Genomic DNA, 15,807 nt, shown 5'->3' with positions numbered 1-15,807 from the left:
ACGCGAACCTATTTCGGCGATTTTTAACATCTCGACAATATGACGCGCGGGTACCGCGAATCGGGGGACGGGGCATGCCTCGCAAGACGATCTTTTTCATCGGACTGTTGATTGTCGCCGGCGTCCTCTACTTCAAGGACGATATTGAGACGGTGACGAGCGGCTTCCGCGTCAAGGTCGTCGATTACCAGCCGCCGGCAAAGACCGTATGGCTGGATCAGAATGTCAGCGCCGAACGGCTGCGCTGGTTCTATCACGCCGACCAAGGCACGCGGACCTTCGGCATTCCCGTTGAATGGTTCATGGCGCTGGAGCAACCGACGGTGTGGCCGCTGTTCACGGCGGCGCCGAAGCTCAGCGAGACCAATTATCTCGGCCGCTTCGGCTTTATTCCCGACACCGTGATCCCAGGCAGCCCCGATCCGCTGCCGATCGGCTTCGCGCCGAGCAGCCCGATGGCCGATGCCAACGGCGCGCCGTGGCGCAACCCGCACACGAAGGAGGACATGCACGGGGTCGGCCTGACCTGCTCCGCCTGCCACACCGGCAGCTTCAGCTATCGCGGCACCGAGATCGTGATCGACGGCGGACCGGCCAACACCAATCTGTTCGAATTCCAGAAGAGCGTCGGCGTCTCGCTGCTGCTGACCCGGTTCTGGCCCGGCCGCTTCTCGCGCTTTGCCGAGGCGATCCTCGGCAAGGAGGCCAGCCTCGATGAGCGCATGGCGCTGCGCGGCCAGCTCGATCTCGTGCTGAAGCAATACGCCAACATCAATGCACTGGAGGGCAAGGTCGCCGCCAACAGTGTCGAGGAAGGCTATGCGCGGCTCGATGCGCTCAACCGGATCGGCAACCAGGTGTTCTCGATCGACCTGAACAATCCCAACAACTACGCCTCGCATTCGGCGCCGGTGCATTTCCCGCGGATCTGGAACGCGCCGTGGTTCAGCTGGGTGCAGTATGACGGCTCGATCATGCAGCCGATGGTGCGCAATGCCGGCGAGGCGCTCGGCGTCAGCGCCGAGCTCAATCTGCTCGATGAATCCAGGGGACTGTTCAAATCGAGCGCGCGGATCGACATACTGCATGAGATGGAGCGGATGATCGCCGGCGAGCCGCCCAGCGAGGACAAGGGCTTTGGCGGCCTGGCATCGCCGAAATGGCCGGAGAACATCCTGCCGCAGATCAACATGGATCTCGCGAAGAAGGGCGGCGAACTCTACAAGACGCACTGCCAGGGCTGCCATGGCCCCGCGATCGACAGCAAGGCGCTGCCCGCAAGCGAAGCCTTTGCGCTGTTCAAGGACAAGAAGCGCTGGATCAAGAACGACGCCGGCCAGCCGCTGCTCGACGTCGAGATGATCCCGATCAGCCATATCGGTACCGACAGCGCGCAGGCCGAAGGCCTTGCGAGCCGCACCGTCGAGACGCCGGCCAATCTGAACATCAAGGACGGCGGCTTCGGACCGGCGCTCGGCGAACTGGTCGAGAAGACCGTCGACTACTGGTACGACCAGAACAAGACCCCGCCAGAGGATCGCAAGCGCATCAACGGCTACCGGCCGAACGAGATCCAGGCGCCGCTCGCCTACAAGGTCCGGCCGCTCAACGGCATCTGGGCGACCCCGCCCTACCTGCACAACGGCTCGGTGCCGACCATCTACGCGCTGCTGTCGCCGGTGAAGGACCGTCCCTCGACCTTCTATCTCGGCAGCCGTGAGTATGATCCCAAGGATCTCGGCTATGCCTGGAAGGACAAGGTCAAGAACGCCTTCCTGCTCGACACCACCAAGCGCGGCAACAGCAATTCCGGCCACGAATTCTCGAACGAGAAGCGCCTCGGCGTGATCGGGGCGGAGCTGAAGGAAGACGAGCGCCGCGCGCTGATCGAGTTCATCAAGACGCTGTAGCCGTCGCCGGTCGACACACCTGCCGTCATGGCCGGGCTTGCCCGGCCATCCACGTCTTTTCCGCAGGCGACATTAAGGGCGTAGACGCCCGAACACGACGAGCGGCGGGTGGGTGTGTCCGGCTCGCGCTCCGTAACGCCTGCTCTCAACTATTCTTCAACTTCGGCACCGGCTGCCGCCGCGCCGGACGGGTCATGGCTTCGAGCTCGAGCAGCTGGTTGAGCTGCTCATCGGTCAGCAGCTTTTCCTCCAGCACGATGTCGGCGACCGAGCGGTTCTCCTTCAGCGCGCGGCGCGCCACACGCGAGCTTGCCTCGTAGCCGAGCGCCGGCGCCAGCGCCGTGATCAGGCCGATCGAGCCCTGCACCAGGCTGCGGCAGCGCTCGCGATCGGCCTCGATGCCGTCGACGCAGCGCTTGGTCAGGGTGTCGATCGCCGCCGTCAGCATGCGCAGCGAGCTCAGCACGCAATAGCCGATGGTCGGCTCGAACGCATTGAGCTGGAGCTGACCGCCTTCGGCACACATCGTCACCGTGAGATCGTGCCCGATGACGAGGAAAGCGACCTGGTTGACGACTTCCGGAATCACCGGATTGACCTTGCCGGGCATGATCGACGAGCCGGCCTGCACCGCTGGCAGCCTGATCTCGCCGATGCCGGTACGCGGCCCCGACGACAGCAGCCGCAGGTCGTTGCAGATCTTCGATACCTTCACCGCGACGCGCTTCAGCACGCCGGAGAACAGCACGAAGGCGCCGAGGTCCGAGGTCGCCTCGATCAGGTTCGAGGCCAGCACCATCGGCTGGCCGGAGAGCCGCGACAGCTCCTCGACCGCAAGCGCGGCATAGCGCGGATCGGCATTGATGCCGGTGCCGATCGCGGTGGCGCCGAGATTGACCTCGCGGAACAGGCTGGAGATCTCGTTCAGCCGCGCGACGTCTTCCTTCACGGTGGCGTGGAAGGCGTCGAATTCCTGGCCGAGCGTCATCGGCACCGCATCCTGGAGCTGGGTGCGGCCCATCTTGAGGACGTCGGCGAATTCCACCGCCTTGCCCTTGAAGGCATAGGCGAGGTCATCCAGCGCCCGCACCAGCGGCTGGGTGGCGAAGATCACCGCGAGCCGCAGCGCGGTCGGATAGGCGTCGTTGGTCGACTGCGCCATGTTGACGTCGTCGTTCGGATGCAGCGTGTGATAGTCGCCGGGCTTCTTGCCCATCAGCTTGAGCGCGACGTTGGCGATCACCTCGTTGGCATTCATGTTGGTCGAGGTGCCGGCGCCGCCCTGGATCGCGTCGACGACAAAGGACTCGGCATAGACCTTGTCGGTTGCGACCTGGGTGCAGGCCTTGTCGATCGCATCGGCCTTTTCCGGCGAGAGATAGCCCAGGCGCTTGTTGGCACGCGCGGCGGCTTGCTTCACCAGCGCCAGCGCGCGGACGAATTCCGGAAAATGGCCGACCGGCACGCCGGTGATCGGAAAGTTCATTACCGCGCGTTTGGTGTGGATGCCCCACAGCGCATTGGCCGGCACATCGTCCTCGCCGAGCAGATCGTGCTCGCTACGGGATTGTGCCTTTTCGATCGGCACGGTGCGGACGGTTGCGATCGCGAGCTCGCTCACGCCGCCGCTGTCGCTGGAGGGTGGCGCGGCGCCTGCAGTGCTGGCGGTCTCAACCTTCGTTTCGGCCATTGGTCCCTCCGTTACCTGCTGAAAATCCCGTCGTCAGCGACGCCAGCCATGATGCGCCGGACAGAGATCGAAAGCCAATGCCTATCGGCAAAGTCTTGCACACTGACGAACGGAAAGACGCGGAAAAGCCGGATCGGAATGCGCGCCGCACCGGGAATCGAGGACTTGCCTTATCCGTCATGATAACAACAACTTATAGCTCCAGACCGCGGGGCGCTGCGCGACGGGCGCGGTTGCTTTCTCCGCCCCGTTATCGCGTGCTAGATCAGCACCGACTGGCGCGATGGCGCTGCCGACATTGAACGAACCAAGGACCAAAACCGTGTCCAACAACAACGAAGCGATCACCATCAGATTCCGCTGCCCGGCGGAGCTCGAGGGCAAGATTCCGGAGCCGGTGCCGGCGTCGATGGGTCTTCCCGGATGGCTCAAGGCGATGCCGACACAGGCCTTCAATGCGATGAGCAATCGCGAGGAGGATACCGTCAAGCGCTGCCCGCCGTTCGTCGATGCGATGACGTCAGGTTTCCTGCTGCCGCTGGTCTGCGATCTCAAGGTCGAGAATGGCGAGATGACGTGGGACAACGACCTTCCGGCGGGGGGCGCGCTCGAATTCCCGCGCTCGCCGGTCGGATTCCACGACGAAAGCCAGGTGGCCGGCTCGCCGCTGTTCGAGCCGGATCGCTTCGTCATCAAGTTCGTCAATCTGTGGACCATCGAGGCGCCGGCGGGCTACTCGCTGTTCTTCACGCATCCGGTCAATCGGTTCGACCTGCCGTTCACCACGCTGACCGGCCTCGTCGATTGCGACCTGTTCCGCGACGGCTGGGTTCATTTCCCGGCACGCTGGCACGACACCAATTTCAACGGCGTCTTGCCCAAGGGCACTCCGGTTGCGCAATGCTTCCCGGTGAAGCGCGAAAACTGGGTCGCGCAGACCGCGGCGATGACGCCGGATGAAACATCGCGCGCGCAGGAACTGTCCAACAGGATGTCCCGCGAGCCCGGACTCTATCGCCGCCAGTTTCGGTCGTAGGCCGGGCGCGCGATTGCTGCGCGGCGATGACAGGCGTTAGAGCGGGACAAGACCCTCTCCACGCGTCGTCCCGGCGAAAGCCGGGACCCATACGCCGCAGCAGATGTTGTTGATGGGACTCGTCGCTCCGCCATCATGCGACTATTCGCATCGGTGGTTATGGGTCCCGGCTTTCGCTCTAGGGCATGCACACATCTTTTCCGATCGAAAAACCGACTCTTAATCAAGGACTTGGATGTGGGGCGATGACCAAAGTTCGCGAGCGCAGCTTAGCTAAACGTCGTCATTTCTCTGCGTTCTTCAGCCAAGTCCTTGAGAAGACTCCAGAAGATGTGTGCATGCACTAGGGCTTTCGCTGGGACGACACCGAATATGTGGCGCGGCAGTCCACGTCACTCGAAACCGCGCCAGTCGCGTAGGATGGGTAGAGCGCAGCGAAACCCATCGTCTCACCACGCGGCACGGCTGATGGGTATCGCTTCGCTCCACCCATCCTACGATTCTGTGCGCTAGCGGCAGAATCGCCTAGCTCAGAAACTTCGCAAACCCGCTGGGACGGAAGAAGAAGCGGCCATGCGATGCCATGGTAAGCGCTGAAGTGGTGCGGCCGATCATTTGCGGCCGGCCGCGCAGCGCCAGACGCAGATTGGCTTCGCCGCCGGCGCGATCGCCCATCTCCAGAAGGGCGGCGGAGAAGCTGGTCCGCGTCAGGGGATCGTCGGGGCGCTGCGCCAGCACCTGGCGGTAGAGCTCCGCCGCGGCCGCGTATTCACCCTCGAGCAGCAGCACGCGCGCGAGCGCGGCCAGAACATCGGGATGTCCCGGCGCCGCAACGCGCAGTCTCTCCAGCATCTCGCGCGCCCGGCCGCGCTCGTTGCGCTGGGGCAGCAGCTGCGCGAGCAGGAGTTGAAACTCGACGCTCCCGGGGGTGAGCGCAAGCGCGCTCTCGAGGACGGCAACCGCCTCGTCGATGCGGCCGTCCGCGTGCAATTGCCCTGCGAGCGCCTGAAATGCCGGCAGGTATGGTGGCCGCCGCGCGGTGGTCCGGCGCAGCACATCGATCGCTTCGCTGCGACGACCGGCGCCGCCGAGCGCCGCGCCGAGCAAGGTCTCGAGGCCGGGATCCTCCACACGGCGCACGGCGCGCTCGAGCGGTGCGATCGCCTCCTCGTTGCGGTTCTGGATCATCAGCGCCCGCGCCAGGATCGAGGCCGCGCCGACATCGGTCCGGTTTGCCTTCAAGACCTCGGCCGCCAGCCGTTCGGCTTCGACGATCTGTCCCATCTGCAATGCGACCACGGCGCGTTGCAGGAGCGGGGATGGGCCAGGCCCGCGATTGGCGGAAGGAGGTGGAGGTTTCGGCATGCGATCCGTCGAAAGATGGTTCTTCCCAGCCGTTATCACCGGCGCCGACGGAGCGTCCAGCGAAAGTCGCGGTCGGGCACCAATATACCGTCGGTTCCCGCGGCCGTCAGGCGACACGCTTCAGACCACCTTCTCCGGCCCGGATTTTTCGACTGCTTAACCTATTCGACCTAGCCTGAATTACCGAAAACAGGGCCCAGCTTAATGTTCGTGACTACCCTTGAAGCAATTCGGTCGACCACCTCGAAGCGAACCGCTTACATCAGCGGAATCCTCGCGCTGCTGGCCGTCGCCATCGTCGTCAAGGCCGTGTGGTTCGCTCAAGTGGGACTTGGGCAGGGCCGCGAGCTCATCGACTTTACCGCCTTCTACATCACCGCAAAACTGGTGTGGCTGGGCACGGTGGATCAGGCCTATCAATTCGCCAGGCTCATCGTCATCCAAAGAGAGGTGTCGGGCGGACGCGATGGCTTCATGCCATGGACCTATCCGCCGCAGTTCAGCCTGCTGCTGGCGCCGTTCGCGCTGATCCCGGTCGGGATTGCCTATCTGCTGTTCGCTGGCTCAACGCTGACGCTTTACCTCGCTACGCTGCGCCGTCTCGCAGGCGATAACTTCGTACTCGTGCTCATGATCTTCTTTCCGACGATCGGGACCACGCTGGCCTGCGGACAGAACGGTCTGCTGACGGCCGGGCTGATCGGAACGGTCTGCCTGTTCTTCGAGAAGCGGCCAGCGCTCGCCGGGGCCGCGCTCGGGCTGATGATCATCAAGCCGCACCTCGCCGTCGCGTTCGCGGTCTATGCCGTGCTGCGGCGGTCCTGGATCGTGGTGATGACGGCTGCTGCCGTCGTGCTGATCAGCTCGGCGATCTGCACCGCGGTCTTCGGCGTCGATATCTGGAGCGCGTTCCTGCAGAGCGTGCGCGATTCGTCGGCGTTCCTGGAGCACGGCAATTACCCGATGCATCGCATGATCTCGATCTATGCCGCGTTGCGGACCGCGGGGTTGTCCGCGTCGGCTGCGTTTGTCGCCCAGGGCGTCGTCGCGGTGCTGGCGCTCGCCATGGTCCTCATTGCAGCCTACCGGCCGATGCCGGCACGCGAGCGCCTCGGCCTCGTCGCGATCGTGTCGGTCTGCATCAGCCCCTACGCCTACGACTACGACTTCCTGATCTTCAGCGTCGGCCTCGCGCTGCTGCTGCCGGCGCTGCTGGCGAGCGCGCGCCAGTGGGAACGAGGGATCATCTACGCCTTGCCGATTCCGATCGGCGCGTTCGGTTACCTGCAAGCGACGCAGATGGCGTCTTCCCACAACGGCGAACAGGCGCTCAGCACGTTCTCGATCGGCGGCTTTGCGATCATTCCGCTGATCGCGCTCATCGTCGGCATTGTGCTGCTGCGCAGTTCAGGGACGGAAGCAGTCAGCGGATCGACCGTCAGATGCGCATCCGCTTGAAGATCGTCTCCGGCAGCGCGCAGATGATCGCCATCACCAGCCGGAACCGCCGGGCCACATAGATCACGTCGCGCGGTCTCGCCACATCGGCGAGGTAGATATCCTCGGCGACGCGGTCCGGATCGACCGTCAGGGGCGCCGGCAGCTTCATATGCGCGGTCATCCTGGTGCGCACGAAGCCGGGCTTTACGGTGACGACGCGGACCTTACCCGCGAGTGCCAGGCGGTTGCGCAGCCCGGACAGGAATTGCGAGAAGCCGCTTTGGCCGCGCCGTAATAGTAGTTCGACGCCCGCCCGCGATCGCCGGCGACCGAGCTGACCCCGATGATGGTTCCCGAGCCGCGCGCCTCGAAGGCTTGCGCGAACAGTTCGAGCAACAGGCTGGGCGCCTCGAAATTGGTGCGCATGATCGTCGTCGCAAGCTCGGGATCGGTCTGCGCCCGCAACTGGTCGCCGAGTTCTCCGACGACGCACACCACGGTGTCGGGGAGCACGGACAGGCCGGCGACGAAGCCGGCCAGCTGCGCGGTCTCCAACACGTCGAGCGATTGAACCGTCGTTTCGACGCTGCTGCGCGTCCTGACATCATCCGCATTGCGCTGCGCGGCCTCGCGGTCGCGGGCAGCGAGCGTCACGCGCCAGCCCTCCTTTGCATAGCGCAGCGCCGTCGCATGCCCGATATCCGAGCTGCCGCCGATCACCAGAATTGATTTTGTGCCGGTCATCAAATTCCAAGCCGTGCTGAAAGATGGGAGACAAGGCGGGTGTTCGCCCCGGTCTGCTGGCGGATGTCCCGCAAGGCCGCAAGGCCAGGATATCCGGATTCGAATGTCGCGCGGGATTGCCGCGCGTCCTTGGCGAGGTAGAGCCGGCCGCCGGCATCGACCACCAACGCATCAAGCTCATCAAGAAACGCGAACAGCGTGTCGCTGACCGGAAAGTCCATCGTCAATGTGTAGCCGCGCAGCGGAAACGACATCGGTCCACCGCCATCGCCGAGCTGCTTGAGCACGGCGAGGAACGACGCATCGCCGCGCCGCGAGACCCGATCCAGGATTTCGGCAAGCACGCGACGTGCGCGCGCTTGCGGGATCACGCATTGATACTGCACGAAGCCGCGGCGGCCGTAGATCCTGTTCCAGTCGGCGATCGCGTCGAGCGGGAAGAAATAGGGATCCCAATGCACGAGCCGCTGCCTGCCTTGCTGCGCAGCGCCGCGGCGGAAGTACAGCTCGTTGACGCCCGCATCGATACGCGGTTGAGCAGCCAACCGGGAAACAGCTCCGGCACCGATAGCCGCGACATGCGAGGGCTGGGGAACGGCGCGAGCTCGGGCCCCAGCAACTCCTGGTCACGGCGCGTGGCGTGCTCGGCGAGATAGACCAGCGAGCGTCCGAGCGCCGCGCCGCGCGCAAGGCAGTCGATCCAGGCCACCGAATAGGTGGCCGATGCGCCGCCTTCCAGTTGATCGATCGCCGCCTCGAGATTGCCGGCGACGCGGGTGTCCTGCCGCAGCCAGGCCGTCTCGATCGGAAGCAGCCGCAACGTCGCCTCGAGGATCATGCCGGTCAGGCCCATGCCTCCGAGCGTCGCCATGAACAGTGCAGCGTTCTCCGAGCGCGAGCACGACACGATCTCGCCGCCCGGCAGCGCGAGGCGGAAAGACTCGACGATCGTGCCGAAGCCGCCGTCGCGATGGTGGTTCTTGCCATGCACGTCGGCCGCGATCGCGCCGCCGACGGTCACGAATTTGGTGCCGGGCACGACCTTCAGGAAGAAGCCGCGTGGCTCGAACGCGGCAAGGATATCGGCAATGGTCACGCCGGCTTCGACCGTCAACTGGCCGGTTGCGGCATCGAAGCTCCGCATCCGGTTCAGGCAGCGCGTCGAAATCGTCGAGTGCGTGCCGATCGCCGCATCGCCATAGGCGCGGCCCGCGCCGCGCGCGACGACGCCGGAGCGCCCGATCAGATGCTCCCGTGCGCCCGCGGGCGTCCGCGGCGCCAGCAGTTCGGTCGACACCCTCGGATAGTTGCCCCAGCCGGACAGGCCAATCGCGCCCGGATTGGAGCTCGCCGTCGCACGTCCTGGCAATGCAGCCGCCGGCATCGCTAGATGGCGGCGAGCATGATGACGCCGATCGCGCCAAGCCCGACCCAGCTGGCGCGATCCCGGAGCGCGAACATCACCGGATCGTCGTCGATCAATCCGCGCTGTGCGAACAGCATCACGCGGCCGATCCAGTACATCAGGATCGGACAGCAGGCCCAAAGCAGTTGCGGATGGCTGTAGAGCGCGCGAACCGAATCGGACGAGATGTAGAGCGTGAAGATCACGACGGCATTGAAGCCAGATGCCGCGGCGAGGATCGCAATCATCGATTTGTCGTCGACCTGGTAGCCGCGCGCCGCCAGCACGGCGCCGTCCGGCTGGCTGGCGAGCTCGATGTGGCGCTTCACCAGCGCCAGCGACATGAAGATGAACAGCGAGAACGCGAGCAGCCATTCCGACATCGGCACATTGATCGCGACCGCGCCGCCGATCACGCGGACGGTGTAAAGCGTCGCCAGCACGACGACGTCGACGATCGCGATGCGTTTGAGCCGCAGCGAATAGGACGTGGTCAGCGCGAGATAGCCGAGCAGGACACCGCCGAATGTGGCCGATATGCACAAGGCGATCGCGAATGCGGCTGCAAGCGCCAGGGCCATCGCGCCGGCAGCCTGCGACGCCGGGATCGCACCGCTTGCGATCGGACGGTTGCGCTTGGCCGGATGCGCGCGGTCGGCCCTGATGTCGAGAATGTCGTTCAGGATGTAGGCGCCCGACGCACAGAGCGAGAATGCGATCGCCGCAAGCAGCGACGTCGCCGCCGATCCCAGCGTAAATTTATGCGCGGTCAGCAGCGGCACCAGCACGAGGGCGTTCTTCGCGTATTGATGCACCCGGAGCAGCTTCAGCCAGCTGTGCACACCGGCCGGCGCGGGCGCAGCCGGTTCGGATCGACCGGGGCGCGCCACGCGCGATGCGAAGTCCGGCAAGGCGATCGTTGCGCCGCCGATATAGTCAAAGCCCTGGCGCAGCACGGGCGGCAAGTCTTCGCTCCGCGCCGTCGACGACCGGCCGGCCGGTGCGGCAGCCCAGGCGGTGAAGACGCCGAGATGCTGGGCAACAGCGCTGACGAACGGCTCGGAATAGCTTTCCGAACAGAGGTAGACCGGGCGGCCTTCGCCGAGCACCTGCAAGAGGAAGGTCACCGCGTCACGGTCGAACTGAGCGCGGGATGGATCGAAACCCGACCGATCGACAACGTGTGTCGAGCGCGCTTCCGGTCCGAACGCGGTGGCCATCGCCGTGGTGACCGCGAGAACGCGACGGCTCAATTCGGAAGCGATCCCCGCCGGGACGGTGCTTCCCGTTACCATCACCTCGTCGACATCGACAACGAGCGGCCGGCCGCTTGAACGCAGCGGATCGCGGAGGGCGTCGCTGCCGCCCTCTTCAACCCGTTCTGGAACGCTAGCTCGCATGCGCGCGGACTTCCGGTGGCCCCCTCCCCATTGTCCGGAGCGTTCCCTAATTTGGGGTGAATTTAGCGGCAAACGCCCGCCGCACCGCGCCGAAAGGCAGCGCAGAAGGCCGTTTGCGGCTTCGATGAGGGGTGGAGGCGGTCGCCGATGGCGTCGCTGCGCGCAACCAGGCGGAAAATGGCGATCCCGGGAAGACTCGAACTTCCGACCTACGGTTTAGGAAACCGTCGCTCTATCCGGCTGAGCTACGGGACCGCACCGCCCGCGGCTCAAGCATGCGGGCGCAGCCCTCCCATAGCAGAGGAGCCGAATGATCGCCAGCCCGCGCCAGTCCGGGCGCGCGCGAAGTTGCGTTCGCGGCGTCGCGCGTTATGCGACCTGCCGCGCCGGATTCGCGGCAGCATCCGCCGCGCTGGTCCGGCGCGCCGGCAGAAACTCGATCGCCTCATCCTTCAGCGAGCCGAAGCGCAGCGTCATGATGTCGAGCGCATAGTTCTGGTAGAGCCGCCACGGCCGGCGCGAGCCCTGCTTGGGGAACCGGGCGGCGGCGCGCTGGATATAGCCCGAGGAGAAATCCACCCAGGGCAGTTCGGTCACATCAGGATCGTTCCGCCGCGGCGTCACCTGCGCGTAGCCGTTCGCCTTCATGTGGTTGAGCATGCGGCAAACATATTCGCAGGTCAGGTCGCATTTCAGCGTCCAGGACGCGTTGGTGTAGCCGAAGGCGGCGGCGAGGTTCGGTACGCCCGAATACATCAGCCCCTTGTAGTTCATGGTCTTCGACAGGTCGACCGGCGCACCGTCGACCTTGATCTCGAGCCCGCCGAGCACCTGCAGATCGAGGCCGGTCGCGGTCACCACGACATCTGCGTCGAGCACATTGCCGCTCTTGAGCTTGATACCGCCGGGCGTGAAAGTCTCGATCTGGTCGGTGACGACGGACGATCCGCCGCTGCGCAGCGATTGAAACAGATCTCCGTTCGGCACCAGGCAAAGCCTTTGGTCCCACGGATTGTAGCTCGGGGTAAAATGCGTGGCGACGTCGTAATCGGGGCCGAGCGCCTGGCGCACGCCGCCGAGGATCAGCTTCTTCACGCGCTCCGGATCGCGCTTGCAGAGCCGGTAGAAGTACATGCCGAGCAGCACGTTCTTCCAGCGCGTGAGGCCGTAGGCGAGTTTCGCCGGCAGCCGCGCCCGCAACCAGTTGGCGACCTTGTCCTCGTCTGGCCGCGCCACGACATAGGTCGGTGAACGCTGCAGCATCGTGACATGAGCCGCAGTCTTGGCCATTTCCGGCACCAGGGTCACCGCGGTCGCGCCGCTGCCGATCACCACCACCTTCTTACCGGCATAATCGATGTCGTCGGTCCATTTCTGCGGATGGACGACGCGGCCGGCGAAATCAGCGATGCCCGGGAAGTCCGGCGTGTAGCCGTGCTCATATTTGTAGTAGCCGCTGCACATGAACAGGAAGTTGCAGGTCAGGCGCTCGATCGTCTGCTCCGGCCCGCGCTCGACTTCGACCGTCCATTGCGAGTCGGCCGACGACCAGTCGGCGCGCACGACGCGGTGGTTGAAGCGGATCTTCTTGTCGATGCCATAGGCGCGCGCGGTCTCACGCACATAGTTCAGGATCGACGGCCCGTCGGCGATCGCCTTCGGCGCGGTCCACGGCCGGAACGAATAGCCGAGCGTGTACATGTCGGAGTCGGAGCGGATACCGGGATAGCGGAACAGGTCCCAGGTCCCGCCAATGCAATCGCGGCCTTCGAGAATGGCGTAGCTGCGGTCCGGACAGTTGGTCTGCAAATGATAGCCGGCGCCGATGCCTGACAAGCCGGCACCCACGATCAACACGTCGAAATGAGTGGACACGCCCTGACCCTCCCGCGGCAGAATTGACAATCCTTATTGTCAGATAACTTGACATCTGACAATGGCTCGTGTCAATAGACTTTTCATGGCAAGCAGCCGGAAAGCCCGCCTCTATGGCGGTATGGACGCCGAGGAGCGCCGCACCGAGCGGCGGCTGAAGCTGATCGACGCCGCGATCGAGGTCTATGGCGAGGTCGGCTATCGCAGCGCGACGGTGAAGGCGATCTGCGAGGCCGCCGAGCTCACCGAGCGCTACTTCTACGAGTCGTTCGCCAACAGCGAAGCGCTGCTGATCGCCGCCTACAACCATGTCGTCGGCCATCTGCACGAGGAAATGACGGCTGCCGCCGCGGCCGCCGGCGACGATGCCGAAGCAAGACTGCACGCCGCGCTGACGCTGTATTTTACCCGGCTAAAGGAGCATCCGAAGCCTGCGCGGGTCTTCCTGCTGGAAATCTCCGGCATCAGCCCGGCGGTCGATGCCGTCAAGCTCGACGCCGGGCGCGTCTTCAGCGACATCCTGGTGCCGCCGGTGCTCGATGCGAAACATGGCGACAGGGGCGCGGCGGCGACGCTGCTCTCGACCGGCATGGTCGGCGCGGTCATCTCGATCGCGCTGCGCTGGGTCTCGAAGCAATATCCGCAAACCGTCGAGGACGTCGTCGCGATCGCCGCCAGCTTCTGCCGCGTCGCATTGACCGACCTGCGCTTGCGGTAGCGGTGGGTCCGCACCGCTCGCCGATTTTCGACTATGTTTCGCTGGGGTTTCCGGCCTGGCCCGAGGCCGCGCCGCTGATTTTACTTGCATGACCGGCGGCCGGGGTTGTCTTATGCCCGGTACCGGGCGCAACCAGGCTTTTCCTGTTTCGCCTTGTGAAACAACGAAAAACTGCATCAGGCGGAGCTTAAGCCTTTGGTCGACGTGCACCGGCTGGACGACGTGACCGCGCGCCTTGGCGACGTGGTACTCGATCCCGCGACCTGGCCGTCCTTCATGGACGAGGTCTGCGCGGCCGTCGGCGCGACCGGGGCTGCCTTGCTCCAGAGCGATGTCCGCACTGAAGACATTCCACGCACACAATCGATCACCGACTATTTCAGCAAGATCTACTTCCCGCACAATCTTCACCTCACCGACATTCGCGCGTCGCGCGGTGTGCCGCTGCTGCTCGCCGGTACCGAGGTCATCACCGACGCGGACCTGTTCGCCTCCGAGGCGGACATGCTGCGCGATCCGCTCTACGCCACGCTCGGCGAGTTCGGACTGAAATGGTTTGCCGGGATCGGATTTCACGCCGGCTCCGCCCTGTGGGCGTTGACCATTCAGCGCTCGCCAAAGGAAGGCATGTTCGACGCCGACGAGGTCAAGGCACTCTCGCGCGTGTCGGCGCGGCTGACCGAAGCCGCGACGCTGTCCACCGTCGTCGGCCGCTCGGCGATCTCGGGCATCACCAGTGCGCTCGACCTAATCCAGGTCGCGGCGATCGCCGTCGGCCGCTTCGGCGCCGTCATCGGCATGAATGGCCAAGCGGAAGCCTGCCTCGGCCGCGACCTCGCGATCCGCAACAATCGGCTCACCCTGCTCGACCGGCAGGCCAATGCCGACCTGACCAGGCTGATCGATCAGCTGGCTCACAATTCGGACCTGCAGCCGCTCCCGTCGTCGCCGATCGTGGTGCGCCGGATCGACAAGCGGCCGATCTTGATCCAGCTGCAGCCGGTGCCTCCCGCCGCGCGCTCACCGTTCCTGGGCGCGCGCGCGATCCTGTTGATCCGCGATCTCGAAGGCAGCGCCGCATTCGATTCTGCGCTGCTGGCGGCGACCTTCGAATTGACGCCGGCGCAGGCACGCCTCGCCACGCGGCTTGCGCGCGGCGATTCAGTCGAAGCGGCGGCACAGGAGGCCGGCATTGCCCTTGCCACCGCGCGCAACCAACTCAAGACGATCTTCCAGAAAACCGGCACGCATCGGCAGGCGGAACTGGTGGCATTGCTGCACCGGGTGAAGTGAGCAATTCGAGACGAATTGTTCTGAGGTTCCGGTCGCCTTCGCTGAAAATTCTGGAGATATTCCAATACCGCAGGGCTGGGTTCCACCGGACACAGCGGTATCGGCGGCAGTCCACAGGGTGAGGAAAATCGTCGGGTTCCCGGGTGACAAGCGTCACTAAAATGGCGACAATCTGCTCATTCTGTGTCGTTCGGGTTTGCTTGCAATGTCCGTGATGCCGTCACGATCATCGACGTTGGCTGTTGCCGTTTTTGTCGCTGCGTTCGCGCTGGCGCCGATGCGCGCGCATGCGCAATGGTGGCGCAGCGCCCCGAAGGATTTCGAGGATTGCGCCGACCTCGCCGAGAAGGCGAAGACCAAGGAAGACAAGACCGCGCAACTCGCCGACTGCAACGCCAAGTTTGCCGGACGCCGCAAGCCCGGCGGCGGCTACACCTATTACGACTTCATGCAGGACCGCAGCTTCGACATCGCCGGTCCCAATCCGACGCCGGACGAGCAGAAGAAGATCGACCAGGAATATACCGGCTATCTCGAGAAGGAGCGCCGCTCCAGCATCGTCGCGGCGTTCAACGCCAAGCAGCTCGAGCGGCAGGAAAAGCAGGAGCGGCCGCCGCAGATCCAGCAGGCCTCGCTGCACAATGAGCCCGTGCACAGCGAGTCGGCAAAAGTACCCGCCCCGGTCGCACGGCCGGCGAAGCCACGGGTCGCCGCCGCCGTGCCTCTTCCTAAGGTGCGGCCACAGGCCGGAAGCTGCGTGAAGGGCTCGTTCTCCTGCGAATGGCCGCGGCTCTCCGAAGGATTGGACGGTCTGAAGAAATTGTTCACGCCGGCATCGCCGCCGCCGACCAAGGTTGCGAAGCGCAACTGACGCTAAAGCGCGATGAGATTGGGTTGAATCGTCATCGCGCTTTAGCCTTTTGTTTGCGCA

Annotated in this window: 10 protein-coding genes, 1 tRNA gene and 2 pseudogenes; 6 read left to right on the top strand and 7 right to left on the bottom strand. The window is 64.7% G+C overall.

What is annotated here, in order from left to right; genetic code table 11:
- Positions 1 to 74: 74 nt before the first annotated feature.
- Positions 75 to 1,910 (top strand): c-type cytochrome, encoded by a 1,836-nt coding sequence (locus AKN84_RS32775; protein WP_050424596.1) that lies wholly within the window; start codon positions 75 to 77, stop codon positions 1,908 to 1,910.
- Between the two features lie 145 nt (positions 1,911 to 2,055).
- On the opposite strand, the gene AKN84_RS32770 is transcribed toward AKN84_RS32775, so the two are convergent.
- The gene (locus AKN84_RS32770; protein WP_128971354.1) at positions 2,056 to 3,600 is read right to left on the bottom strand and encodes an aspartate ammonia-lyase; all 1,545 of its coding nucleotides are present in this window, start codon (positions 3,598 to 3,600) and stop codon (positions 2,056 to 2,058) included.
- A gap of 322 nt (positions 3,601 to 3,922) precedes the next feature.
- Between AKN84_RS32770 and AKN84_RS32765 the strand changes: the two genes are divergently transcribed.
- Positions 3,923 to 4,636: a hypothetical protein gene (locus AKN84_RS32765; protein ID WP_128971353.1), complete on the top strand. Its 714-nt coding sequence runs from the start codon at positions 3,923 to 3,925 to the stop codon at positions 4,634 to 4,636.
- Between the two features lie 525 nt (positions 4,637 to 5,161).
- Here AKN84_RS32765 and AKN84_RS32760 read toward each other — a convergent pair.
- Complete coding sequence (locus AKN84_RS32760) at positions 5,162 to 5,935, bottom strand: tetratricopeptide repeat protein (protein WP_283805556.1); 774 nt, start codon at positions 5,933 to 5,935, stop codon at positions 5,162 to 5,164.
- A 270-nt stretch (positions 5,936 to 6,205) separates the two neighbouring features.
- Here AKN84_RS32760 and AKN84_RS32755 point away from each other — a divergent pair, with 270 nt between their 5' ends.
- On the top strand, positions 6,206 to 7,459 hold the full coding sequence (locus AKN84_RS32755) for a glycosyltransferase family 87 protein (protein WP_050424593.1): 1,254 nt from the start codon (positions 6,206 to 6,208) through the stop codon (positions 7,457 to 7,459).
- Here AKN84_RS32755 and AKN84_RS32750 read toward each other — a convergent pair.
- From AKN84_RS32750 to AKN84_RS32730, 5 genes and pseudogenes are all read right to left on the bottom strand, one after another.
- Positions 7,440 to 8,185, bottom strand: a pseudogene (locus tag AKN84_RS32750) (SDR family oxidoreductase). The gene AKN84_RS32755 and the pseudogene AKN84_RS32750 sit on opposite strands and share 20 nt — an antisense overlap.
- Positions 8,185 to 9,569 (bottom strand): annotated as a pseudogene (locus tag AKN84_RS32745) (FAD-binding oxidoreductase). Before AKN84_RS32745 ends, AKN84_RS32750 begins: the two co-directional pseudogenes overlap by 1 nt.
- Before the next feature lie 2 nt (positions 9,570 to 9,571).
- The gene (locus AKN84_RS32740; RefSeq protein ID WP_050424592.1) at positions 9,572 to 10,990 is read right to left on the bottom strand and encodes a UbiA family prenyltransferase; all 1,419 of its coding nucleotides are present in this window, start codon (positions 10,988 to 10,990) and stop codon (positions 9,572 to 9,574) included.
- Between the two features lie 178 nt (positions 10,991 to 11,168).
- Positions 11,169 to 11,245 (bottom strand) — tRNA-Arg (locus AKN84_RS32735).
- A 114-nt stretch (positions 11,246 to 11,359) separates the two neighbouring features.
- A complete protein-coding gene (locus AKN84_RS32730; protein WP_050424591.1) occupies positions 11,360 to 12,865 on the bottom strand; it encodes a flavin-containing monooxygenase in 1,506 nt (501 codons plus the stop codon).
- A gap of 85 nt (positions 12,866 to 12,950) precedes the next feature.
- On the opposite strand from AKN84_RS32730, the gene AKN84_RS32725 reads away from it, so the two are divergent.
- From AKN84_RS32725 to AKN84_RS32715, 3 genes are all read left to right on the top strand, one after another.
- On the top strand, positions 12,951 to 13,583 hold the full coding sequence (locus AKN84_RS32725) for a TetR/AcrR family transcriptional regulator (RefSeq protein WP_157863367.1): 633 nt from the start codon (positions 12,951 to 12,953) through the stop codon (positions 13,581 to 13,583).
- Between the two features lie 195 nt (positions 13,584 to 13,778).
- Positions 13,779 to 14,876: a helix-turn-helix transcriptional regulator gene (locus AKN84_RS32720; RefSeq protein ID WP_050424589.1), complete on the top strand. Its 1,098-nt coding sequence runs from the start codon at positions 13,779 to 13,781 to the stop codon at positions 14,874 to 14,876.
- A 214-nt stretch (positions 14,877 to 15,090) separates the two neighbouring features.
- Positions 15,091 to 15,747: a hypothetical protein gene (locus tag AKN84_RS32715; RefSeq protein ID WP_128971350.1), complete on the top strand. Its 657-nt coding sequence runs from the start codon at positions 15,091 to 15,093 to the stop codon at positions 15,745 to 15,747.
- The last annotated feature ends 60 nt before the right edge of the window (positions 15,748 to 15,807 follow it).

Source organism: Bradyrhizobium tropiciagri (genome assembly GCF_001189845.1).
GTDB lineage: Bacteria > Pseudomonadota > Alphaproteobacteria > Rhizobiales > Xanthobacteraceae > Bradyrhizobium > Bradyrhizobium tropiciagri.
The sequence above is the reverse complement of the archived record's forward strand: the minus strand, read 5'-3'. Positions and strand labels throughout refer to the sequence as shown.

What these genes read in the sequence shown, in the direction of transcription:
- AKN84_RS32770 (WP_128971354.1), bottom strand. Translation starts at nt 3,600, where the DNA reads ATGGCCGAAACGAAGGTTGAGACCGCCAGCACTGCAGGCGCCGCGCCA.
- AKN84_RS32775 (WP_050424596.1), top strand. Translation starts at nt 75, where the DNA reads ATGCCTCGCAAGACGATCTTTTTCATCGGACTGTTGATTGTCGCCGGC.
- AKN84_RS32755 (WP_050424593.1), top strand. Translation starts at nt 6,206, where the DNA reads ATGTTCGTGACTACCCTTGAAGCAATTCGGTCGACCACCTCGAAGCGA.
- AKN84_RS32740 (WP_050424592.1), bottom strand. Translation starts at nt 10,990, where the DNA reads ATGCGAGCTAGCGTTCCAGAACGGGTTGAAGAGGGCGGCAGCGACGCC.
- AKN84_RS32715 (WP_128971350.1), top strand. Translation starts at nt 15,091, where the DNA reads ATGCCGTCACGATCATCGACGTTGGCTGTTGCCGTTTTTGTCGCTGCG.
- AKN84_RS32725 (WP_157863367.1), top strand. Translation starts at nt 12,951, where the DNA reads ATGGCAAGCAGCCGGAAAGCCCGCCTCTATGGCGGTATGGACGCCGAG.